Here is a 21,380-nt window from a genome sequence, read left to right on the forward strand (position 1 = left end):
GCGCAGGGCCCGATCGGGACGCGCAGCGGCAGACAAATGTGCGGATGCTAACGAGGTCGCGTACGGAGACGGTTAGTTTCACCCGCGGTCGGCGTTCCGGCGTCCGGATTCCGTAATCCGCTGGGCCGTCCGGGGGATAGCGGGCGATGGGTGCTACCGAGTGTGGGAGTTCTGTCTCCCAGTGTGTGCCAAGGCGACCACATCGTGGGAATCATGTTACCCACGTGTGGTCGCTCGGCGGTAGTTCTCAGGCGGCCATGGACCTCAGGTCGTCGCTGAGCAGGTCGTGCAGGCCGGACGCGCAGGCCTTCGCCGTCTCGATCGACCGCGGCAGCATGCCGGCCTCGTACGCGCGGACGGCGTCTCCGACGCTCGGCGACGTGGCCAGCGCGGTCGCCAGCTCGGTGCCATCCAGCAGGGCGAGGTTCGCGCCGACGCCGAGCGGCGGCATCAGGTGCGCGGCGTCGCCGAGCAGGGTGAGGCCGGGCGTGGTCGTCCAGGCGTGGGGGACCGGCAGGACGTGCAGCGGCCGGTGCGTGAACCTGCCGTCGTGGTCCCGCAGGTAGGCGAGCAGGTCCGGGTGCCAGCCGGCGTACCGCTCGAGCAGGTGGTCGCGCACCGCGTCCGTGGCGGCGAAGTCGAGGCCGGCGGCCCAGTCCTCGGGCGCGTAGAAGACGGCGTAGCAGCGGATGTGGCCGTTGCTGTTGCGCTGCGCGACGAGCGCCTTGCCGCCGGCCTTCGTCATCATCGTTCCCTGGCCAGTCCGCGCGGCCAGGGAAGGGTGGCGGCGGTCGGCGTCGTCGAAGCCGAACTCGACGAACGTGACGCCGCTGTACTCCGGCCGGACGCCGGTGAGGGCACGCCGGACGCGGGACCAGGCGCCGTCCGCGCCGACGACCAGGTCGAACTGCTCGGACGTGCCGTCGGCGAACGTCAGCCGGGCGGCCCCGGTGACGTCGGCGACCGGTCGTCCCCAGCGGACGGTGCCGGGGGAGAGGGAGTCCAGCAGGAGGTCGCGGAGCTGGCCCCGGTCGATCTCGGGCCGGTTGTCGCCGTCGGGGGTCTCGTCCATGACGACCTCGCCGGTGTGCGGGTCGACGCCGCGCATCTGCTGACCCTCGGGCCGGGCCAATGTACGAAACGGTTCGTCCAGCTGTGCGGTGCGGAGGGCGACCTGGCCGGTGTCGGCGTGCATGTCGAGCGTCCCGCCCTGTGGCCGCGCGCCGGCGGCGGGTTCCTGTTCGAAGACGATGACGTCGAGGCCGTGGAGCTGCAGGACACGGGCGCAGGCGAGCCCGCCCAGGCCGGCGCCGGCGATCGCGATGCGAGGAAAAGTCATGTCACTACGAAAGCAGAGTCACTCAAAAAGTGCAACGAGTAAACTTTTGAAGTGAGTTAGACTTTGCCGCATGACCGAAGTGATCGGACGCCGCGAGCGCAAGAAGGCGCAGACCCGCAAGGCCCTCGCCGACGCCGCGCTCGCGCTGTTCCTCGAGCGCGGGTACGAGAAGGTCGGCGTGAAGGAGGTCGCGGACGCCGCGGACGTCTCGGTGACGACGTTGTTCAAGTACTTCCCCAGCAAGGAAGCCCTGGTGTTCGACCAGGACGAGGACATCGAGGCGGCGCTGGTCCTGGCGGTCCACGGACGGCCGCCGGGTCACTCGATCGTGGACGCGCTGCGCAAGCACATCCTGCGGCTGACCGAGAGCGCCCCGAGCGGCGAGTTCCTCCGGTTGATCGAGAACGAGCCGGCCCTGCGCGACTACGCCCGGCGAATGTGGATGCGCCACGAGACGGCGCTGGCCCGCGCGATCGCGCAGGAGATGGGCGCCCCCGAGGACGACGTCACATGGGCGGCCCTGGCCCGGTTCGCGCTGGCGTCCCGCGAGCTGATCCAGGCGCACGAGCACCCCAGCTGGGCGGCGGAGCAGATCTTCGCCAGCCTGCAGCGCGGCTGGCGCACGGAGTGAGGCCCGCTCCGCCCACCCGGGCGTGGACCGCCGAATCGGCTGCGCCTTGCTCTGTCCGGGTGATGGTGGCGTGTCTTGTGCAACGCCGGACCCGCGTCTGGCGTACCCAGTCACTGTGAGTGGGAAAACCTGGGCGTGGGCCGCGGCCGCAGCAGTGGTGACATCGGGCCTGGGCGTGGCGATCAACATCGCCACCGACGTGAAGGACGCTTGGTGGGCATGGGCGGCGGTGGCGGTTCTGACGGTGATCAGCGCTGGGGTGAGCGTCTGGCTGCAGTCTTCCGGCGCACCCCCGGCGAGCCCGGGGGTCACTCAGCACGCGACGGCCTCGGACAACGCGACGATCCAGCAGGCGGGCCGGGACATCAACCCGCCTCGCTGAGCCAGGACGCCACCGCGTCCGGGAACGGTCGCGTCCAGCAAGCCGGGCGGGACGTCAACAACACGTACGTCCTGCCCTCCCGGCAGGCAGTCGAGCTGCCGTACCAGGCCGGCCTCATGCCGCCGGCGGCGCCCGCGTTCCAGAGCCGCGCGGCGATGCGGCTCGTGCACGAGGCGGTCGCGGACGGCGACGCGGTGGTCCTGACGTCGGAGCCGACGAAGGTCCTGTCCGGGCTCGGCGGCGTCGGCAAGACGCAGCTGGCGGTCAACTACGCGGAGACGTTGTGGGCGGACCGGCACGTCGAGCTCCTCGTGTGGGTGACGGCGGGCTCGCGCGAAGCGATCGTCTCGACGTACGCGAAGGTCGCCGAGGCGGTGACGGGCGTGGCCGTCGACAACCCCGAAGAAGGCGCCCGCCAGCTCCTGGAGTGGCTGCGCGCGACGACGGCGCCGTGGTTGGTCGTTCTCGACGACCTCCAGGACCCTCGGCACATCGAGGACCTCTGGCCGCCCCAGAACGGCCAGGTGCTGGTCACGACCCGCCGCCGCGACGCCGCGCTGAGGGGACGGCACCGCCGGATCATCGACGTGGACGTCTTCACTCCGGAGGAGGCGCACGCGTATCTGACAGCGTCCTTCGCGGATCGCCCCGAAGCCTTGGACGGCGCCGACGAACTCGCCGCCGAGCTGGGCTACCTGCCACTGGCTCTCGGCCAGGCCACGGCCTACGCGCTCGATCGGGTGCTGACGTGCCGCGAGTACCTGGCCAGGTTCGCCGACCGAAGGCGGTCACTGCGCAGTCACCAGCAGACGGTGGCGACGACGTGGTCCATGTCGATCGAACTGGCCGACAGCCTCGATCCGGTCGGGCTGGCCGGTCCGCTGCTGGAAATCGCTTCCCTGCTCGATCCGAACGGCATCCCGCTCTCGGTGTTCACCACGGACGCGGTCGCCGAACTGCTGGACGCGACGCCGGAGCAAGCCCGCGACGGTCTGGCCTGCCTGCACCGGCTCAGCCTGATCACGTTCGATCCCACGGCGGACGTGCGCTCGGTCCGCGTGCACGCGTTGGTGCAACGCGCGGTGCGCGACCAGATCCCGGAGGCCGGCATGCCCGCTCTGGCGCGCAGTGCCGCGGATGCGCTGCTGGAAGCATGGCCCGAAATCGAACGGGATCGCGTTCTCGGGCAGGTACTGCGGGCCAATGTCGAAACCCTCGTCGCGCTGGCCGGGGAGCGCATCTTGTCCTCCGGACTGCACCCGTCGCTGTTCCGAGCCGGCGACAGCCTCGGAGTCAGCGGCCTCGTCGGCCAAGCAGCCGATTACTTCCGCCGCCTGTACGAAGTCACCGTCGAGGCACTCGGCCCCGATCACACCGATACCTTGAGCTGCCGCCACAACATCGCTTACTGGGCCGGCCAAGCAGGCGACCCCGCGGGAGCGATCACCGCCCTCGAAGACCTTCTCGCCGACCGGATCCGGGTCTTCGGTCCCGACCACCCGAACGTTCTCACGACCCGGTCCAACCTCGCCCGATATCGTGGGGATGCCGGTGATCCGGCCGGAGCTATCGCCGCCTACGAACAAGTCGTCGCCGATCGCCTCCGGGTGCTTGGTCCTGATGACCTGGACACGCTCACCGACCGCCACAACCTCGCGGTCTGGCGCGGAGAAGCCGGCGATCTGAAGGGGGCGATCACCGCTCTCGAACAAATGCTGCCCGACCAGCTCCAGGTGCTCGGTCCTGATCACCGGCTGACCCTGACGACTCGATCCAACCTCGCCCGCTACCGTGGTGAAGACGGCGATGCGGCTGGAGCTTTGGCCGCCTACGAGGAAATCGTCGCCGACTGGATCGGGCTCCTGGGCCCCGATGCCCCGGAGACTTTCATCGCCCGCGCCCACCTCGCCTCGTGGCGGGGGCGAGCCGGTGACCCGGCCGGAGCGGTTGCCGCTTATGAGGAGCTCCTGACCGACCGAAGGCGAGTGCTCGAAGCCGATCACCCGAGCATCGCGAACACCGAATCGAACCTCGCGTACTGGCGAAAACGCGCGAACGAATGAAGGCCCCCTGCCGAAGCAGGAGGCCTCCACCCGGAACAAGCTCACGCCGTAGGCGGCTGATAGACCTTCGTCAGCTTCCCCGCCGCAGCGCGGTCCAGCAGCCACAGCGTCCTGCGGTGCCCGCGCGCCCCGGCCACCGGCAGCTGGACCTCACCCGCACCGGCCAACGCCAACGCCACCGCGTCCGCCTTCGCCGATCCGGCCGTCATCAGCCACACGTCGCGGGCCCGCCGGATCGCCGGCAGTGTCAATGACACGCGCGTCGGTGGCGGCTTGGGGCAGTTGCGGACCGCCACCACCGAACGCTCGGTCTCGTACACCGCCGGGGACTCCGGGAACACCGAGGCCGTGTGGCCCTCGCCGCCGAGGCCCAGCAGCATGATGTCGAACGACGGCACGTCGCCGTGGTCCTCCGGTCCCGCGTGCGATGCCAGCACCGAAGCGTAAGCCGCAGCCGCCGCGTCCACGTCGGAACCGAACTCGCCGTCCGACGGGGCTATCGCGTGCACCCGCTTCGGGTCCAGCGGGACGTGGTCCAGCAACGCTTCGCGCGCCTGCTTCTCGTTCCGCTCGTCCGAATCCGCCGGGACGAACCGCTCGTCGCCCCAGTAGATGTCCAGCCGGGACCAGTCGATCGCGTCCCGTGCCGACGAGGCCTGCAGCTCCGACAGCACCGCGATCCCCGTGCCGCCGCCGGTCAGCACCAGGGATGCCGATCCCTTGGCCGCCTGGACGTCCACCAGCCGCGTCACCAGCCGGGCGGCCGCCGCGGCGGCCAGGATGTCCTGGTTCGCGTAGACGACGACTTCCGTCTTGCTCATTTCGTGGCACCCGAAGCGGCCGAACCCGCCGCCGCGGCCGGGGACGTCACGTCCGCCTTGGCCGGGGCGCCCGTCTTGCCGTTCGTGCCCGAGGTGATCTTGCCCAGGCCGTGCAGGGCCGCCTCGTAGACCTCGTCCGGGTCGAGCCGGCGGAGCTCCTCGATCAGGCAGTCCTGCGTGCTGCGCCGCTGCAGGGCGATGCGGCGGGTCGGCTGGCCCGGCTGGGTCAGCGTGCCGACGCGGCCGTCCGGGCGGTGCAGCTCGACCGGGCCCGACTTGCGGTCGAGCGTCACCGAAATGATGCCGGCCGCGCCCGAGCTCTTGACCCGCTTGACCGGCACCTTCAGGTACTCGGCCAGCCAGGCCGCCAGCAGCTCGGTCGACGGCGAGTCGGCCTCGCCGGTCACCGTCGCGCCGGTGATCTTCTCGTACGGCGGCAGGTCCAGCGCCGACACGAGCTGGGCGCGCCAGTGCGTCAGGCGCGTCCAGGCCAGGTCGGTGTCGCCCTCGGTGTACGCCTTCGCCCGCGTGGTCAGCGCCTTGACCGGGTTCTTCTCCGCGGCCGAGTCGGTGATCCGGCGCTGGGCCAGCTCGCCGAGCGGGTCCTTGTCCGGGTCCTTCGGACCGGCCCCGGGCCACCAGCACACGATCGGCGCGTCCGGCAGCAGCAGCGGCACCACCGCGCTCTGCCCCTGCGCGGCCAGCGGGCCGTACAGGCGCAGCACGATGACCTCGCTCGCGCCGGCGTCGCCGCCGACCCGGATCTGGCCGTCGATGCGCGGGGCCGCCGTGCGGGCGCCCTTGGCCACCACGATCACCCGCGACGGGTGCTCGCGGCTCGCGCCGTTGGCCGCCTCGATGGCCTCTTCGAGCCTGGCGTCGTCGTCGGCCACGATCACCAGCGTCAGGACGCGCCCGAGCGCGACCTGCCCGCCCTGTTCGCGGATCTCCACCAGCTTCTTGTTGAGTGCCGAAGTCGTGGTGGACGGCAGGTCGATGATCACGGGCGCCTCCATTTCCGGCCGGTGCGCTCCAGCATTTCGTCGGCGGACGGCGGACCCCACGTGCCCGGCGCGTACTGCTCGGGCGCGCCTTCCTTCGCCCAGTGCTCCAGGATCGGGTCGAGGATCTTCCAGGAGAGCTCGACCTCTTCGTTCACCGGGAACAGCGACGGCTCGCCCAGCAGGACGTCCAGGATCAGGCGCTCGTAGGCCTCGGGGGAGGACTCGGTGAACGCGTGCCCGTAGCCGAAGTCCATCGTGACGTCGCGGACCTCCATCGTGGTCCCTGGCACCTTCGAGCCGAACCGCAGCGTGATGCCCTCGTCCGGCTGGACCCGGATGACCAGGGCGTTCTGCCCCAGCTCCTCGGTCGACGTCGAGTCGAACGGCAGGTGCGGCGCCCGCTTGAACACGACGGCGATCTCGGTGACGCGCCGGCCGAGCCGCTTGCCGGTGCGCAGGTAGAACGGCACCCCGGCCCAGCGGCGGTTCTGCACCTCGAGGGTCACCGCGGCGTAGGTCTCGGTCTTCGAGTCCTTCGCGAAGCCCTCTTCCTGCAGCAGGCCGGGCACCTTCTTGCCGCCCTGCCAGCCGCCCGCGTACTGGCCGCGCGCGCTCGTCTTGCTCAGCGGGCCGACCGGCGTCACGCCCGAGAGCACCTTGATCTTCTCCGCGCGCAGGGCCCGCGGCTCGAACGACAGCGGCTCCTCCATCGCGGTGAAGGCCAGCAGCTGCAGCAGGTGGTTCTGAATGACGTCCCGGGCGGCGCCGATGCCGTCGTAGTACCCCGCGCGGCCGCCGAGGCCGATGTCCTCGGCCATGGTGATCTGCACGTGGTCGACGTAGTTGGCGTTCCAGATCGGCTCGAACAGCTGGTTGGCGAAGCGCAGCGCCAGGATGTTCTGCACCGTCTCCTTGCCGAGGTAGTGGTCGATGCGGAACACCGACTCCTCGGGGAAGACGTCGTTGACGATCGCGTTGAGCTCTTCGGCGCTCTTCAGGTCGTGCCCGAACGGCTTCTCGATGACCACGCGCCGCCAGGTCTTGTCGTCGGCGTTCGCCAGCCCGGAGCGGGCCAGCTGCTTGGTCACCACCGGGAACGCGCCGGGCGGGATCGACAGGTAGAACGCGGTGTTGCCGCCGGTGCCGCGTTCCTCGTCGAGGTCGCGGACCGTCTTCGCGAGCCGGTCGAACGCGTCGTCGTCGTCGAAGGTGCCCTGCACGAACCGGATGCCTTCGGCGAGCCGGTTCCACACCGACTCCTTGAACGGCGTCCGCGCGTGCTCCTTGACCGAGTCGTGCACGAGCTCGCCGAAGTCCTGGTGCTCCCAGTCGCGGCGGGCGAACCCGACGAGCGAGAAGCCGGCGGGCAGCAGCCCGCGGTTGGCCAGGTCGTAGATGGCGGGCATCAGCTTCTTGCGGGCCAGGTCGCCGGTGACGCCGAAGATCACCAGGCTGGACGGCCCGGCGATGCGCGGGAGCCGCTTGTCCCGCGGATCGCGAAGGGGGTTGGTCCAGGTCATGCGGTGACCTCCTGTACCGCGCGGACGACGGCCGCGAGGCCCGCGGCCCGGTCGGTCAGGTGCAGGCGCAGCACCGGGCGGCCGTGCTCGGCGAGCACCTGCCCGTCGCCGAGGGCCTGGGCGTGCTGCAGCTGCCCCAGCGTGTACGGCCGGTCCGGCACGTCGAGGTCCTGCTCGACGGCGCCGGTGAGCTGCAGGAAGACGCCGTTCTGGTGCCCGCCCTTGTGGTACTGGCCGGTCGAGTGCAGGAACCGCGGGCCCCAGCCGAACGTCGTCTGCTTCCCGGTGCGCTTGGCGATCTCGCCGCGCAGCAGCTCGGTCGAGGCGTCGTCGAGCCGGTCGAGGTAGGCCTGCACCGCGATGTAGCCCGCGTCCGGCGCCGAAGCGAAGAACGCGCGCAGCACGTCGGTCAGGCTGCCGTCCGTGGCCACGCCGGAAGAACCGAAGATCTCGACCGGACCGTCCACGTTGGACGGCTCCTCGCCGCCCTTCAGCTTCTCCGGGTCGTCCAGCAGCGCGCGGGCCGCCTTCTTCGCGGCTTCGACGTCGGGCTGGTCGAACGGGTTGATCCCGAGCAGCCGGCCGGCGAGCGCCGTGGCGAACTCCCAGAGCAGGAACTGCGCGCCCAGCGAGCCGGTGACGGCGATCTTCGCCGCGCCCTGCGGGCTGCCGACCGCGGTGGCCGTGGCGTCGGACTTCGCGTCGGCGAAACCGGCCGCCTCCGCGCCCTCGACCGCGACCGGCAGCAGGCCGGTGCCCTGCTTGCCGGTGGACTCGGCGATCAGCTGCTCCGCCCAGTCGGGGAAGCCCTTGATGCCCGAGCCCGTGTCCGCGAGGACGACCTTCTCGGCGCCGGCCTCGTGCGCGGCGGCCCACGCGGCGGCCAGCTTGACCGCCGGGTTGTCCGCCGAGTCCGCGGCCAGCTCCTCGGCCACCGAAGCGGCCTGGTCGAGCAGCCGGGCGACGTCCGCGCCGGCCAGGCCGGCCGGGACGAGCCCGAACGCGGTCAGCGCCGAGTAGCGGCCGCCGACGTGCGGGTCGGCCAGGAAGGTCTTGCGGTAACCCTCCTTTTCGGACAGTGCCTGGAACGGCGAGCCCGGGTCGGTGACGACCACGATCCGCCGCGCGGCGTCGATCCCCGCGTCGGCGAACGCTTTCGCGAAGATCCGCCGGTGGCTGTCGGTCTCGACGGTGCCGCCCGACTTCGACGACACCACGATCACCGTGCGCTCGAGGTCGCCCGCGAGGGCGTCCGCGACCTGGCCCGGGTCGGTCGTGTCGAGGACGGTCAGCGCGACGCCGTCGGTCGCGGTGATCACCTCCGGCGCCAGCGACGAGCCGCCCATGCCGGCCAGCACGACGCGGTCGACGCCTTCGGACCGCAGCTCGGTCCGCAGCGCCTCGATCTCGCCGATCAGCGGCCGCGACGACTTGTGCAGCGTCGTCCACGACAGCCGGATCGACGCCTCGGGTTCGGCGTCCGGCCCCCAGAGCGTCGCGTCCTGCGCCGCCAGCTTCGAGGCGGCCTGGTCGGCGACCAGCCGCTCGGCCAGCGGCGCGGCCCGCTCCGCCAGTGCGGCGTCCACGATCTCGACGCCGGTCTTCTCACCTGTCGTCATGTCGTGCTTCAGCCCTTCGCCTTCTCGAGCTGCCCGTTCACGGTCTCCAGAAGCTCGGTCCACGACTTCTCGAACTTCTCGACGCCCTCGTTCTCCAGGACGAGGAACACGTCGGTGATGTCGATCCCGACGGCTTCGAGCTGGTCGAACACCTTCTGCGCGTCCTTGCCGTGGCCGGTGACCCGGTCACCCTGCAGGTCGGCGTGCTCGGCGACCGCGTCGAGGGTCTTCTCCGGCATCGTGTTGACGGTGTCCTTGACGACCAGGTCGTCGACGTAGAGCGTGGGGGAGTAGTCCGGGTTCTTCACGCCGGTCGAGGCCCACAGCGGGCGCTGCGCGTTGGCGCCATCGGCCGCGAGGGCCTTCCAGCGGTCCGAAGCGAACAGCTCCTCGAAGGCCGCGTAGGCGAGCCGCGCGTTGGCGACGGCCGCCTTGCCGCGCAGGGCCAGGGCCTCGTCGGTGCCGATGGCTTCCAGGCGCTTGTCGATCTCGGTGTCCACACGGGACACGAAGAAGGACGCCACCGAGTGGATGCCGCGCAGGTCGTGGCCGTTGGCCTTGGCCTGCTCCAGGCCCGCGAAGAAGGCCTCGATGACCTTCTTGTAGCGCTCGACGGAGAAGATCAGCGTGACGTTGACGCTGATGCCCTCGGCGAGCGTGGCGGTGATCGCCGGCAGGCCCTCTTCGGTGGCCGGGATCTTGATCAGCACGTTCGGCCGGTCGACGGTCTTCCACAGGTCCTTCGCCTCGGCCACCGTCTTGCCGGTGTCCTTGGCCAGGCGCGGGTCGACCTCGATGGAGACACGGCCGTCGACGCCGTTCGTGGCGGTGTAGACGTCGCGGAACAGGTCCGCGGCGTTGCGCACGTCGGTCGTGGTCAGGTCCCGGATGGTGGCCTCGACGTCGGCGCCCTGGGCGGCGAGCTCGCGGGTGCGCTCGTCGTAGGCGTCGCCCTTCGACATCGCGTTCGCGAAGATCGTCGGGTTCGTCGTCACGCCGACGACGTGCTTGTCGCGGATCAAGTCGGCCAGGTTGCCGGTGTTCAGGCGTTCACGGGAGAGGTCGTCGAGCCAGATCGATACACCGGCCTCGGACAGTGCCGCGAGCTTGTCGTTGCTCATTACTGTCATCCCCTTCAGGAATTCTTGGTGTTCTGGATCGAGCGGCGGGCGGCCTCGACGACTGCTTCCGCGGTGAACCCGAACTCACGGAACAGTGTGGCGGCATCGGCGGAGGCGCCGAAGTGCTCGATCGAAACGTTCACCCCGGCGTCACCGGTGAAGCGGTGCCACGACTGGGCGATGCCCGCCTCGACGGACACGCGGGCCTTCACACCGGCCGGGATGACGGATTCGCGGTAGGCCGCGTCCTGCGCGTCGAACCACTCGACGCACGGCATGGACACGACGCGCGCCTTGACGCCGTCGGCGTCCAGGGTCTTCTTGGCCTCGACGGCGAGCTGGACCTCGGAACCGGTGGCGATGAGGACCACGTCCGGAGTGCCGTCGCTGTCGGCGAGGACGTACCCGCCCTTGGCCACGCCCTCGGCGCTGGTGCCCTCGAGCACCGGCACGTTCTGGCGGGTCAGCGCCAGGCCGGACGGGTGGTCGGTGTCCTCCAGCACGGCCTTCCAGGCGTACGCGGTTTCGTTGGCGTCCGCCGGGCGGACGACGTTGAGGCCCGGGATCGCGCGCAGCGCGGAGAGCTGCTCGATCGGCTGGTGCGTCGGGCCGTCCTCGCCGAGGCCGATCGAGTCGTGCGTCCACACGTAGGTGACCGGCGCCTTCATCAGCGCGGCCAGCCGGACCGGCGGGCGCATGTAGTCGGAGAAGATGAGGAACGTGGCGCCGTACGGGCGGGTGCCGCCGTGCAGCGCGATCCCGTTGAGGATCGAGCCCATGGCGTGCTCGCGGACGCCGAAGTGCAGCGTCCGGCCGTACGGGTTGGCCTGCCACATGTCGGTGGCGGCCTTCTCGGGACCGAACGAGTCGGCGCCCTTCATCGTCGTGTTGTTGCTCTCGGCCAGGTCGGCCGACCCGCCCCACAGCTCCGGCAGCGGCTCGGCGAGGGCGTTGAGCACCTCACCGGAGGCCTTGCGGGTGGCGATGCCCTTGGCGTCCGGCTCCCACTTCGGCAGGTTGTCGGCGAAGCCCTCGGGCAGCGAGCGGGTCTTCATCCGGTCGCCGATCTTCTTGCGCTCCGGGTTGGCCTGGCCCCAGGCCTCGTACTTCTCCTGCCACTCGGCGTGCGCGGCCTTGCCGCGCTCGGCCGCCTGGCGGGTGTGCTTGAGCACGTCGTCCTCGACCTGGAACGACTGCTCCGGGTCGAAGCCGAGGATCTCCTTGACCGCGGCGACCTCTTCGCCGCCCAGCGCGGCGCCGTGCGCCTTGCCGGTGCCCATCTTCTTGGGGGCCGGGTAGCCGATGACGGTCCGCAGCGCGATGAACGACGGCCGCTGCGTCTCGGCCTTGGCGGCCTTGATGGCCTCCTCGATCGCGACGACGTCCTCGCCGCCCTCGACGACCTGGGTGTGCCACCCGTAGGCCTCGTAGCGCGCGACGGTGTCCTCGGACAGCGCGATGTTGGTGTCGTCCTCGATCGAGATCTTGTTGTCGTCGTAGAAGACGATCAGGTTGCCCAGCTCCTGGCGGCCCGCGATGGACGAGGCCTCGGAGGTGACGCCCTCTTCGATGTCGCCGTCGGAGGCGATCACATAGATGTGGTGGTCGAAGATGCTCTCGCCGGGCGCCGCGTCCGGGTCGAGCAAGCCGCGCTCGCGGCGGGCCGCCATCGCCATGCCCACGGCGTTGGCCAGGCCCTGGCCCAGCGGGCCGGTGGTGGTCTCGACGCCGTCGGTGTGGCGGTACTCGGGGTGACCCGGGGTCTTGGAGCCCCACTTGCGCAGCTGCTTGAGGTCCTCGAGCTCGAGGCCGTAGCCGGCGAGGAAGAGCTGGATGTAGAGGGTGAGGCTCGAGTGGCCGGCCGACAGGACGAACCGGTCGCGGCCCGGCCAGTGCTGGTCGTTCGGGTCGTGCCGCATGGCCCGCTGGAACAGCGTGTAGGCGAGCGGCGCGAGGCTCATCGCGGTGCCGGGGTGGCCGCTGCCACAGTTCTCCACGGCGTCGGCGGCCAGCACCCGGACGGTGTCCACGGCGCGGGTGTCGGTGTCGGTCCAGTCGGCGGGGACGTTACGCCGGAGGAGTGGGTTGTTCTCGCTGGTAGTGGCGGTTTCGGACACTGAACTCCAACTCCCGGTCATGATGGTTGCGGCTGGTCTTCCTCGTTCCGGTTACCCGTACGCGCGGCTACTTATCTCAATCGATCCCGAAGGGACGATATTCCTGCTCGCGGCCATGCGCAGGGGCAATCGCGGCCCGTCGCGGCCAGCCTAGTGCTTGGGCCGGTCGAGGACCCGCGATCACCCACGGGATTCACCACGTCTAACATCGTTCGAGGGTTCAGTGGCTGGTTCTTCGGCTACCCGCGCTGTCCCGCCCGAACCTGACGCAGGGAGTGAAATGTCGTTGGTGAACGCTGCGCACGGACGCAGTGACGACACCAGCGCCGTGCACCCGACCGGTGAGCGACCGCACGGTGAGCGGCGAAGCCTCCGCCGGGTCGTCGGCGCCTACGCCGCGCTGGCCAAGCCCCGGGTGATCGAGCTCCTCCTGGTGACCACCATCCCGGCGATGTTCCTCGCCGGCCGTCAGATCCCCTCGCCGTGGCTGGTCCTGGCCACGCTGGTCGGTGGGACGATGGCCGCGGGCAGTGCGAACGCGCTCAACTGCGTGATCGACGCGGACATCGACAAGGTGATGAACCGTACGAAGCGCCGCCCGCTGGTGAAGGACTCGGTGCCCCGCCGCGGCGCGCTGATCTTCGGCCTGGTGATGGGCGTCGCCTCGGCGGCCGTGCTGTACCTCACGGTGAACCTGCTCTCGGCGATCCTGGCCATCGCGACGATCCTCTTCTACATCTTCGTGTACACGCTGGGCCTCAAGCGGCGCACGTCACAGAACGTGGTCTGGGGCGGCGCGGCGGGCTGCATGCCGGTGGTCATCGGCTGGGCGGCCGTCACCGGCACGGTCCAGTGGCCGGCGTTCGTGATGTTCGGCGTGATCTTCTTCTGGACGCCGCCGCACACGTGGGCGCTGGGCATGAAGTACCGCGACGACTACGAGCGCGCCGGGGTCCCGATGCTGCCGGTGGTCGCCACCGCCCAGCACGTCGCCCGGCAGATCGTCATCTACTCGTGGGTGATGGTGGCGTGGACGCTCCTGCTGCTCCCGGTGACGTCGTGGCTGTACGGCACGTTCGCGATCCTGGCGGGCGGCTGGTTCCTCTTCTACGCGCACAGCCTGCAGGCGGCCGTGCGGCGCGGCGAAGAGACCAAGCCGATGGCGCTGTTCCACCGGTCGAACACGTACCTGATGATCGTGTTCGTGGCGCTGGCGGTGGACTCGGCCATCGGGCTGCCGACCCTCGGCCTGCCGTTCTGATCCTCCGGCGGATCGGGATCGGGGTCACCGCGGTCGTCGCCTTCGGCCTGCTGGCCCTGCTCGGCCGCGGCCGGTTCGATCTCGACCAGGACCGGCTGCTCGGCACCGGCTGCGCCATCCCGGCCAAGATCACCGCGCTCCCCGGCCCGGCCCCGGACGGCGGCACCGTCCGGATCGCCGAGCAAGGCCCGGGCGCGGCGGTGCTGGAGAACACCAGCACCCTCGCCGCCTACCGGATCCCGGTGACGTCCGGCGCCCGGACCGTCGAGGTCCCGGTGCTCCTGCCCGGCCAGCGGATCGGGGTCGTGCTCGACCACCCCGCGGTCGGCCCGGTGATCTGGATCGCACCGGAAGCCCTCGGTGGCTTCACACCCGTGACCGCCACCGTCGGCGAAGGTGGCGTCCGCTACCGCTCCGAGAACTGCCGGGCCCTCACCAGCCGTGGCGCCGCCGCCCTGTTCCGCGCCCCGGACGGGCGCATCACCGGTGGCGAACAGCTGCCCGCGGCGAGCGTGGGGTGTGCGCCGGGGGAGCAGGTGCGGCCGGCCGCCGTCCCGCCGGGCAGTGAGGTCTTCCCCTACTGCGACCTGCGGACGGAATGATCGCGCCGCGGGCGCCGTTAGACTTCGTTGGCTCTTTTTCCCCGAGGCGAAAGCAGGATCCTTGTCTTCGGACGGTTTTTCCGCCGAGCTCGCCCGCGAGCAGGCGTACGTCACCACCCTCTACGCGAAGCTCGACGCCGAGCGCCTCGAAGCCCAGCGCCGCCTCGACGAGACGTTGCGGCAGACCGGCGGCACCCCGCAGGCCCGCACCGAACGCGACGTCGCCACCACCCTCTACACCGACCGGCTCGCCCAGCTCGGCTCGGTCGAGCAGGGCCTCGCCTTCGGACGCCTCGACTTCGTCCCCGAGAGCGCCGAGGAAACCACCTACATCGGCCGGCTCGGGCTGTTCGACGAGGACGACGACTACAAGCCGTTGCTGGTCGACTGGCGGGCGCCGGTCGCGCGGCCGTTCTACCTCGCCACCGCCGCGTCACCCGAAGGGGTGCTCCGGCGGCGGCACCTGCGGTCGCTGAGCCGCAAGGTCACCGGCTTCGACGACGAGGTCCTCGACCTCACCGCCGCCGACCAGGGCCAGGATCTCGGCCTGGCCGGCGAGGCCGCGCTGCTGGCCGCGCTGGAGCAGCGGCGCACCGGCGAGATGAGCGACATCGTCGCGACCATCCAGGCCGAGCAGGACCGGATCATCCGCGCCCCGCTCGGCGGCGTCATGGTCGTGCAGGGCGGCCCCGGCACCGGCAAGACCGCCGTCGCGCTGCACCGCGCCGCCTACCTGCTCTACACGCACCGCCAGCAGCTCACCACCCGCGGCGTGCTCGTCGTCGGCCCGAACAGCACCTTCCTGCGCTACATCGGCCAGGTGCTGCCCTCGCTCGGCGAGACCGGCGTGCTGCTCGCCACCATCGGCCAGCTCTACCCCGGCCTGACCGCCGACGGCGTGGAGCCGCGCGAGACGACCGAGGTCAAGGGGCGGCTGGTGCTGGCCGAGGTGCTGGCCAACGCCGTCCGCGACCGCCAGCGCGTGCCCGAGCCCGTCCTCGAGATCGAGTACGAACACGACGTCTTGAGACTCGACCGCAAGACCTGCACCGACGCCCGGACCCGCGCCCGCCGCTCGCGGCGGCCGCACAACCCGGCGCGGCGCCTGTTCGTCTCCGACGTCCTCGACGCGCTGACCCGCCAGGCCGCCCGCAAGCTGGGGGAGGACCTCCTCGACGGGCAGGACCTGCAGGACATCCGCGCCGAGCTGGCCGCCGACGAGAACGTGGCCGCCGCGCTCGACTCGCTGTGGCCCGTGCTGACCCCGGAAGGCGTGCTCGACGACCTGTTCGCCGACCGCGAACGCCTCGACACCGCCGCCGGGAAGCTGCTGTCGCCCGAGGACCGCGCCTTGCTGGAGAGCGGCCGGGATGCCCGCTGGACCCCCGCGGACGTGCCGCTGCTCGACGAACTGGCCGAGCTGATCGGCGTCGACGACACCGAGGCCCGCGTCGAGCGCAAACGCCGTGAGCGCGAGGATCGCGCGTACGCCGAGGGCGTGCTCGACATCCTCGAGCAGGACGAAGAGATCATCGACGAGGAACTGCTGCGCGTCTCCGACGTCCTCGACGCCGAGCTGTTCGCCGAACGCCAGCAGGCGCGCAGCGAGCTGACCGCCGCCCAGCGGGCCGCGCAGGACCGGACCTGGACGTTCGGGCACGTGATCGTCGACGAAGCGCAGGAGCTGTCGGCGATGGACTGGCGGCTGCTCATGCGGCGCACGCCGAACCGGTCGATGACGCTGGTCGGGGACGTCGCCCAGACCGGTGCGGCGGGCGGGGCGCGGTCGTGGGGCGAGGTGCTTTCGCCGTACGTCGAGGACCGGTGGCGGCTGGAGCAGCTGACCGTGAACTACCGCACGCCGGCCGAGATCATGGCCGTCGCGGCGCGGGTGCTCGCGGAGGTTTCGCCTTCGCTTTCGGCGCCCTCGTCGGTGCGGGAGACCGGGGTGCCGCCGTGGTCGGTGCGGCCGGCTTCCCTGGAGGCGGAGCTGCCCGGGCTGGTGACGCGCGAGCTGTCCGAAGTGGACGGCGGCACGGTCGCGGTGCTGGTGCCCGCGGGCCGGTTCGACGCCGTTTCGGCGCTGCTCGGGTCGTTCGACGAACGGCTGAGCGTGCTGACGGTCGAGCGGTCGAAGGGCCTGGAGTTCGACTCGGTGGTGCTGGTCGCGCCGGACGAGGTCGTCGCGGGTTCGCCGCGGGGGCTCAACGACCTGTACGTGGCCCTGACGCGCGCGACCCGGCGGCTCGGCGTGGTCGCCACCGGTGACGAGGTTCGGGCACTCTCCGTGCTTGGCTAGGGTGCCTCGCATGCAGAAGATCGGGAAGATCGTGGTGGTCGCCGCGGCGGCGCTGTCGCTGGCCGCGTGCGGCCAGCAGCCCAAGACCGAGACGGCCGCTCCGGCGGGGCCGCCCGTCCCGTCGTCCAGCGCCGCGCCGGCGCCGGCCCAGAGCAAGGGCCGCGAGTGCACCGCGGACGACATCAAGACGACGGGCAAGTTCGGCGAGGTGCCGGCGATCACCATCCCGGACGATTGCGACCCGCCGAAGAAGCTGGTGACGAAGGACCTGTCCGAGGGCACCGGCGACCCCGCCAAGGCCGGCCAGAAGCTCAAGATGAACTACCTGCTGGTGACCTGGTCGGACAAGAAGAAGCTGGACAGCTCCTTCGACCGCGGCCAGACGTTCGACCTCAACCTGGGCGCGGGCGAGGTCATCCCGGGCTGGGACCAGGGCCTCACCGGCATCAAGCAGGGCGGCCGCCGCCTGCTGATCATCCCGCCGGACCTCGCGTACGGCGAGGGCGGCAACGGCATGAAGCCGAACGAGACGCTGGTCTTCGTGACCGACGCCGTCGCGGTCGGCGCCGCCTAGGACCCCCGGTGGACGTCCGCCGCGGCCGCGTGCGCGAATGGCACGGCGAAGAGGGCTGGGGGGTCGTCGAAGCGCCGGGCTTCGACGACCCCGTCTGGGTGCACTTCTCGGCGCTCGAGGCCCCGGCGGGGACCTTCCGGGAGCTGAGCGAGGGCGCCGAGGTCGAGTTCACCGCCGAGCGCGCCGAGCAGGACGGCTACCACTGGCGCGCGGTGTGGGTCAGGGGATGAGCAGCAGCTTGCCGGTGGTGCGCCGCCCCTGCAGGTCCTCGTGGGCCTTGCGGGCGTCGGCCAGCGGGTACTTGCCGCCGATGCGGACGGTCAGCTCGCCGGCGAGGATGGCGTCGAACAGGTCCTTCGAGCGCCAGTCGATCTCCTCGCGCGTGCGCGTGTAGTGCACCGACGTCGGGCGGGTCAGGTAGAGCGAGCCGCCGGCGTTGAGGCGCTGCGGGTCCAGGGGCGGCACCGGGCCGCTGGAGGCGCCGAACAGCGCGAGCAGGCCGCGGACCTTGAGGCTGGCCAGGCTGCCGTCGACGGTGTCCTTGCCGACGCCGTCGTAGACGATGTCCACGCCCTCGCCGTTCGTGAGCTCGCGGGTGCGCTTGGCGAAGTCTTCGCGGTCGTAGCGGATGACCTCGTCGGCGCCGGCTTCGCGGGCCAGCTTTTCCTTCTCCTCGGTCGACACCGTGCCGATGACCCGGGCGCCGCGCGCCTTCGCCAGCTGCACCAGGAGCAGCCCGACGCCGCCCGCGGCCGCGTGCACGAGCACGTCGTGGCCCGGCTTCACCTCGAAGGTCGAGGCGACCAGGTAGTGCGCGGTGATGCCCTGCAGCATGGTCGCGGCGGCGGTCTCCAGGGAGACGCCTTCGGGGACCTTCACGGCGATCGACGCCGGGACGAGCTTGCGGGCCGCGTAGCTGCCGATCGACCCCTGCCAGGCGACGCGGTCGCCGGCCGTGAAGCCGGTGCCGTCGCCGGCCTCCACGACCGTGCCGGCGCCCTCGAGGCCGAGCACGAACGGCAGCTCCACCGGGTAGATGCCCTGCCGCTGGTAGGTGTCGATGTAGTTGACCCCGGCCGCGGCGACGTCGACCAGGAGCTCCCCGGCCTCCGGGGCGCGGACGTCCACTTCGGCTGGTTCGAGCACTTCCGGGCCGCCGGTCTTCGTCACCTGCACTGCGGTGGGCATGGGGCTCCTCCTCCGGGTCGGGGTTCTCCCGGTGCAACTATGGCCGAGGCCACGCTGTTCCGCGTTCCGGCCGGTTCTTGGTTATGGTTCGGGACGTGACTTCGGAAGAGACTGTCGTCGCGCCGACCGGCGCGCAGCTGGGCGCGGCCCGCAAGTTCGTGGAGGCGCACGGCAAGCCGTCCCGCGCGGTGGTGGAGAACATCGGCCGGGCGGGCGCCCGCGTGGTGCTGGTCGGTGCCGACGGCGCCCTCGGTGACGTCGTGGTCCCCTCGGTGGCGACGGGCGAGGCCCTGATCGAGGCGGTCGAGGACCTCGCGCCGGCGACGTGGGACGCGGAGACGGTGCAGGCCACCAAGATCGGCCCGGAGCACCGCCGCAAGATGGCGGGCAAGTGAGCCCCACCGCGGTCCTGGTCAGCTGCGCGGAACTCCCTTCGGGCGACGGCGACGACGACGCTTTGCTGCCCGCGTTGTCGTCGCTGGGCTTTTCGGTCTCGTGGGCGCCGTGGGATTCGGACTTCGACTTCGCCTCGGCGGACGCGGTGATCCTGCGCGCAACCTGGGACTACGCCGACCGGCGTCCGGAGTTCCTCGCGTGGTGCGAGTCGGTACCGTCTCTGTTCAACCCGGCTGCGGTCGTGCGGTGGAACACGGACAAGTCGTACCTGGTGGAGCTCCTGGACGCGGGCGTGGCGGTGGTGCCGACCTCGCTGGTCGCGCCGGACTCCGCTCCGACCTTCCCGGCCGGCGATTTCGTCGTGAAGCCGTCGGTCGGGGCGGGTTCGCGAGGGGCGGCCCGGTTCGCTTCCGGCTCCGACGCATCCGCGCACGTGGCCGGGTTGCACGCCGAAGGCCACACGGCGCTGATCCAGCCGTATCAGTCTAGTGTGGACGATTCCGGCGAGCTGGCTCTGGTGTACCTGGGCGGAATCTATTCGCACGCGTTCTCGAAGGGCGCGATGCTGGGGTCCACAATGGATTCCTCGGGGCTGTACCTGACGGAATCACTGGCCCCGGCCACGCCGCCCGCGGACGCCGTGGCGCTGGCGGAGGACGTCTTGGACGCGGCTTCGGGTCTGCTGGGGATTCTGCGGGCCGAGCTGCTGTACGCACGGGTGGACCTGGTGCGTGGGGCCGATGGGAAGCCGTTGCTGCTGGAGCTGGAGCTGACGGAGCCGTCACTGGGCTTCCGCCAGACCGACCCGGCGGCAGTGACGCGGTTCGCGTCCGCGGTGCGGCAGCAGCTGGCGTAGTCACCGGGCCACCTGCACGGCCACCAGGACGAGCGTGACGACGGCTCCGATCGTGGTCACCGCCAGAGAACCGGTGACCACGTAGAGCCCGCCGATCCCGGCCAGGCCGGCTTTGATCGATTCGCGCAATGCGCCCCCCTCATCCCGCCGGGGCGGAGGCGTATCCGATCTGCCGGCGACTTCCTTGGCCATTGTTCTACCCCTCTTGATGGTGTACTAGTACGCCTATGGGCAATGGTGACCGGTGGTCGGCGGGACCGGAAATGATCTTTTGTTTTCCGGAGCGGGTTTCTCGTTGCCGAACGGCCGCCGACGAACTCCTCGCCATTACCCGGGCTTGCCGGGGAATTGTCGATCATTGCCGGTGGAGGATGCCGTGACCATCCAGGCGAACCGAGAGCGCGCCGGCGAGGTGGCTTCACCCGAGGTCGTCGAAGACGCGTTGCGCTGGCTGGCGACCCGCTCGAACGGCGGACCGATCAGGTTCCTCCGCTACGCGATCGAAGAACCGGCGAGCAAGTCGGCCGCGGTGTTGTGGTCGCTGGTGACGCCGACCGAGGTCTGGTTCGCCGATACGCCCGAATTGCGGGCATTCGCGGTACTGGGGCTGATTGCCGACGAGATCGGCAAACTCGGCTCGGCGGGGGATTCTCGCCGGCGCAACACGTTGATGGCGGCGTTCCGGATTCCTCCCGCGCCCGGGGCGACCACGTGGAAGGCCACACTGGAGGACCGGTTCAAGCAACTGAAGCGATTGCCGGGCGTCTTCGGCGACCCACCGCCCAGTACGACCGCTCCCATGCACAAGGCTTGGCGGCGGGCGATCGGGGAATTGGCCGGCGTCATCGCGGGGAAACTGCCTTCGCTGGACGAGCCGGGCTGGCGGTGCTACATCGACGTCGGGCGGGCGGTGGTGGAGGTCGCGGGCCGCCGGTGCGCCGGCTGGCGGGCTCGAGCGGCGTCGAAGGGCGCACAGCCCGTGTTCGTGAAGCGCATGATCGTCACGGCGGTGATGCACCGGAAGACCGTGCGGCGCCGGATCACCGAACGCGACATCGTCGCCTGCGAGGACGGCGTCGACGGCTACGACGTCCACGCGCTGACCGGCTGGACGCACGAGCCGGAAGAGATCCCGGTGACGGCGCTGTGGGCGTGCCGGCTGGTCACTTCACCCGGCGCGCACCCGGGCGACCCGGTGCGGACTCGCCTGCGCTTCCGCCGGACGCTCCGCCGGGACGAGCGCTACTCCTTCAAGTCCGAGGCGCTCGACGGGGAGCTCGACGAGGAACGCTGCTGGGTCAACGTCGACGTCGACCACCACGGCATCGATCCCGGGGAGTGTGCTGCGGACGGCGAGCCGGTCGCCGGCTTGACCGTCCAGATCACGTTCGACGAGAAGTGCCTGCCGGAAACCTGCTGGTGGTACGCGGAGCAAACCGAATACGAGCGGAGATGCCGGCCGCCGGACGGTGACGCGCACCTTCTCCCCGTCGACGACGGGTTCGTCCGGCACACCTTCGTCGAAGGGTGCCATCCGCGGGAGAACTACGGGATAGCTTTCCGGTGGAAATCCCCGTGACCGGAGCG

Annotated in this window: 19 protein-coding genes; 10 read left to right on the plus strand and 9 right to left on the minus strand. The window is 70.9% G+C overall.

Translation table 11 applies throughout. The features are described from left to right. Nucleotides 1–247 precede the first annotated feature (247 nt). Nucleotides 248–1,339: an FAD-dependent oxidoreductase gene (locus tag ACWEF6_RS19850; RefSeq protein WP_449684296.1), complete on the minus strand. Its 1,092-nt coding sequence runs from the start codon at nt 1,337–1,339 to the stop codon at nt 248–250. Nucleotides 1,340–1,409: 70 nt separating this feature from the next. Between ACWEF6_RS19850 and ACWEF6_RS19855 the strand changes: the two genes are divergently transcribed. Further along, entirely contained in the window at nt 1,410–1,970 is a 561-nt protein-coding gene (locus ACWEF6_RS19855; protein WP_449684297.1) for a TetR/AcrR family transcriptional regulator, read from the plus strand. Between the two features lie 135 nt (nt 1,971–2,105). After that, a complete protein-coding gene (locus tag ACWEF6_RS19860) occupies nt 2,106–4,415 on the plus strand; it encodes a tetratricopeptide repeat protein (protein ID WP_449684298.1) in 2,310 nt (769 codons plus the stop codon). 41 nt (nt 4,416–4,456) lie between these two features. On the opposite strand, the gene pgl is transcribed toward ACWEF6_RS19860, so the two are convergent. The 6 genes from pgl to tkt are packed head-to-tail and all read right to left on the minus strand — an operon-like array spanning nt 4,457 to nt 12,617. Then, complete coding sequence (gene pgl, locus ACWEF6_RS19865) at nt 4,457–5,236, minus strand: 6-phosphogluconolactonase (protein ID WP_449684299.1); 780 nt, start codon at nt 5,234–5,236, stop codon at nt 4,457–4,459. Further along, nucleotides 5,233–6,240 (minus strand): glucose-6-phosphate dehydrogenase assembly protein OpcA, encoded by a 1,008-nt coding sequence (gene opcA, locus ACWEF6_RS19870; protein WP_449684300.1) that lies wholly within the window; start codon nt 6,238–6,240, stop codon nt 5,233–5,235. The genes pgl and opcA overlap by 4 nt, the downstream gene beginning before the upstream one ends. Beyond that, entirely contained in the window at nt 6,237–7,760 is a 1,524-nt protein-coding gene (gene zwf / locus ACWEF6_RS19875) for a glucose-6-phosphate dehydrogenase (RefSeq protein ID WP_449684301.1), read from the minus strand. Before zwf ends, opcA begins: the two co-directional genes overlap by 4 nt. Next, nucleotides 7,757–9,379, minus strand: a complete 1,623-nt coding sequence (locus tag ACWEF6_RS19880; RefSeq protein ID WP_449684302.1) for a glucose-6-phosphate isomerase — start codon at nt 9,377–9,379, stop codon at nt 7,757–7,759. The genes zwf and ACWEF6_RS19880 overlap by 4 nt, the downstream gene beginning before the upstream one ends. 8 nt (nt 9,380–9,387) lie before the next feature. Then, nucleotides 9,388–10,500 (minus strand): transaldolase, encoded by a 1,113-nt coding sequence (gene tal / locus ACWEF6_RS19885; protein WP_449684303.1) that lies wholly within the window; start codon nt 10,498–10,500, stop codon nt 9,388–9,390. Between the two features lie 14 nt (nt 10,501–10,514). After that, on the minus strand, nt 10,515–12,617 hold the full coding sequence (gene tkt / locus ACWEF6_RS19890) for a transketolase (RefSeq protein ID WP_449684304.1): 2,103 nt from the start codon (nt 12,615–12,617) through the stop codon (nt 10,515–10,517). A gap of 280 nt (nt 12,618–12,897) precedes the next feature. On the opposite strand from tkt, the gene ACWEF6_RS19895 reads away from it, so the two are divergent. From ACWEF6_RS19895 to ACWEF6_RS19915, 5 genes are all read left to right on the plus strand, one after another. Beyond that, nucleotides 12,898–13,878 (plus strand): heme o synthase, encoded by a 981-nt coding sequence (locus ACWEF6_RS19895; protein ID WP_310975150.1) that lies wholly within the window; start codon nt 12,898–12,900, stop codon nt 13,876–13,878. 200 nt (nt 13,879–14,078) lie between these two features. Beyond that, complete coding sequence (locus ACWEF6_RS19900; protein ID WP_449684305.1) at nt 14,079–14,480, plus strand: hypothetical protein; 402 nt, start codon at nt 14,079–14,081, stop codon at nt 14,478–14,480. A gap of 61 nt (nt 14,481–14,541) precedes the next feature. After that, on the plus strand, nt 14,542–16,779 hold the full coding sequence (locus tag ACWEF6_RS19905; protein WP_449684306.1) for a HelD family protein: 2,238 nt from the start codon (nt 14,542–14,544) through the stop codon (nt 16,777–16,779). 10 nt (nt 16,780–16,789) lie between these two features. Then, nucleotides 16,790–17,353 carry an FKBP-type peptidyl-prolyl cis-trans isomerase gene (locus tag ACWEF6_RS19910; protein WP_310975155.1) on the plus strand — a complete coding sequence of 188 codons (564 nt, stop codon included), beginning with the start codon at nt 16,790–16,792 and terminating at the stop codon, nt 17,351–17,353. 8 nt (nt 17,354–17,361) lie between these two features. Next, nucleotides 17,362–17,583: a cold-shock protein gene (locus ACWEF6_RS19915; protein ID WP_449684307.1), complete on the plus strand. Its 222-nt coding sequence runs from the start codon at nt 17,362–17,364 to the stop codon at nt 17,581–17,583. Here the strand turns inward: ACWEF6_RS19915 and ACWEF6_RS19920 are convergent. Beyond that, nucleotides 17,573–18,541, minus strand: a complete 969-nt coding sequence (locus tag ACWEF6_RS19920; protein WP_449684308.1) for a quinone oxidoreductase family protein — start codon at nt 18,539–18,541, stop codon at nt 17,573–17,575. The genes ACWEF6_RS19915 and ACWEF6_RS19920 overlap by 11 nt on opposite strands. 83 nt (nt 18,542–18,624) lie before the next feature. Here ACWEF6_RS19920 and ACWEF6_RS19925 point away from each other — a divergent pair, with 83 nt between their 5' ends. Both ACWEF6_RS19925 and ACWEF6_RS19930 read left to right on the plus strand, forming a co-directional pair. After that, complete coding sequence (locus ACWEF6_RS19925) at nt 18,625–18,936, plus strand: hypothetical protein (RefSeq protein ID WP_449684309.1); 312 nt, start codon at nt 18,625–18,627, stop codon at nt 18,934–18,936. Then, nucleotides 18,933–19,793 carry an ATP-grasp domain-containing protein gene (locus ACWEF6_RS19930; RefSeq protein WP_449684310.1) on the plus strand — a complete coding sequence of 287 codons (861 nt, stop codon included), beginning with the start codon at nt 18,933–18,935 and terminating at the stop codon, nt 19,791–19,793. The genes ACWEF6_RS19925 and ACWEF6_RS19930 overlap by 4 nt, the downstream gene beginning before the upstream one ends. On the opposite strand, the gene ACWEF6_RS19935 is transcribed toward ACWEF6_RS19930, so the two are convergent. Further along, nucleotides 19,794–19,922, minus strand: a complete 129-nt coding sequence (locus ACWEF6_RS19935; RefSeq protein WP_449684311.1) for a hypothetical protein — start codon at nt 19,920–19,922, stop codon at nt 19,794–19,796. Nucleotides 19,923–20,169: 247 nt separating this feature from the next. Between ACWEF6_RS19935 and ACWEF6_RS19940 the strand changes: the two genes are divergently transcribed. Further along, nucleotides 20,170–21,372, plus strand: coding sequence for a hypothetical protein (locus ACWEF6_RS19940; protein ID WP_449684312.1), 1,203 nt, complete (start codon nt 20,170–20,172; stop codon nt 21,370–21,372). The last annotated feature ends 8 nt before the right edge of the window (nt 21,373–21,380 follow it).

This window comes from Amycolatopsis sp. NPDC004772 (assembly GCF_053601215.1).

Coding starts and splice junctions, on each gene's coding strand:
- pgl (WP_449684299.1), bottom strand. CDS start 5,236: ATGAGCAAGACGGAAGTCGTCGTCTACGCGAACCAGGACATCCTGGCC.
- ACWEF6_RS19895 (WP_310975150.1), top strand. CDS start 12,898: ATGTCGTTGGTGAACGCTGCGCACGGACGCAGTGACGACACCAGCGCC.
- ACWEF6_RS19850 (WP_449684296.1), bottom strand. CDS start 1,339: ATGACTTTTCCTCGCATCGCGATCGCCGGCGCCGGCCTGGGCGGGCTC.
- ACWEF6_RS19920 (WP_449684308.1), bottom strand. CDS start 18,541: ATGCCCACCGCAGTGCAGGTGACGAAGACCGGCGGCCCGGAAGTGCTC.
- ACWEF6_RS19880 (WP_449684302.1), bottom strand. CDS start 9,379: ATGACGACAGGTGAGAAGACCGGCGTCGAGATCGTGGACGCCGCACTG.
- ACWEF6_RS19925 (WP_449684309.1), top strand. CDS start 18,625: ATGGTTCGGGACGTGACTTCGGAAGAGACTGTCGTCGCGCCGACCGGC.
- ACWEF6_RS19910 (WP_310975155.1), top strand. CDS start 16,790: ATGCAGAAGATCGGGAAGATCGTGGTGGTCGCCGCGGCGGCGCTGTCG.
- ACWEF6_RS19855 (WP_449684297.1), top strand. CDS start 1,410: ATGACCGAAGTGATCGGACGCCGCGAGCGCAAGAAGGCGCAGACCCGC.
- tal (WP_449684303.1), bottom strand. CDS start 10,500: ATGAGCAACGACAAGCTCGCGGCACTGTCCGAGGCCGGTGTATCGATC.
- zwf (WP_449684301.1), bottom strand. CDS start 7,760: ATGACCTGGACCAACCCCCTTCGCGATCCGCGGGACAAGCGGCTCCCG.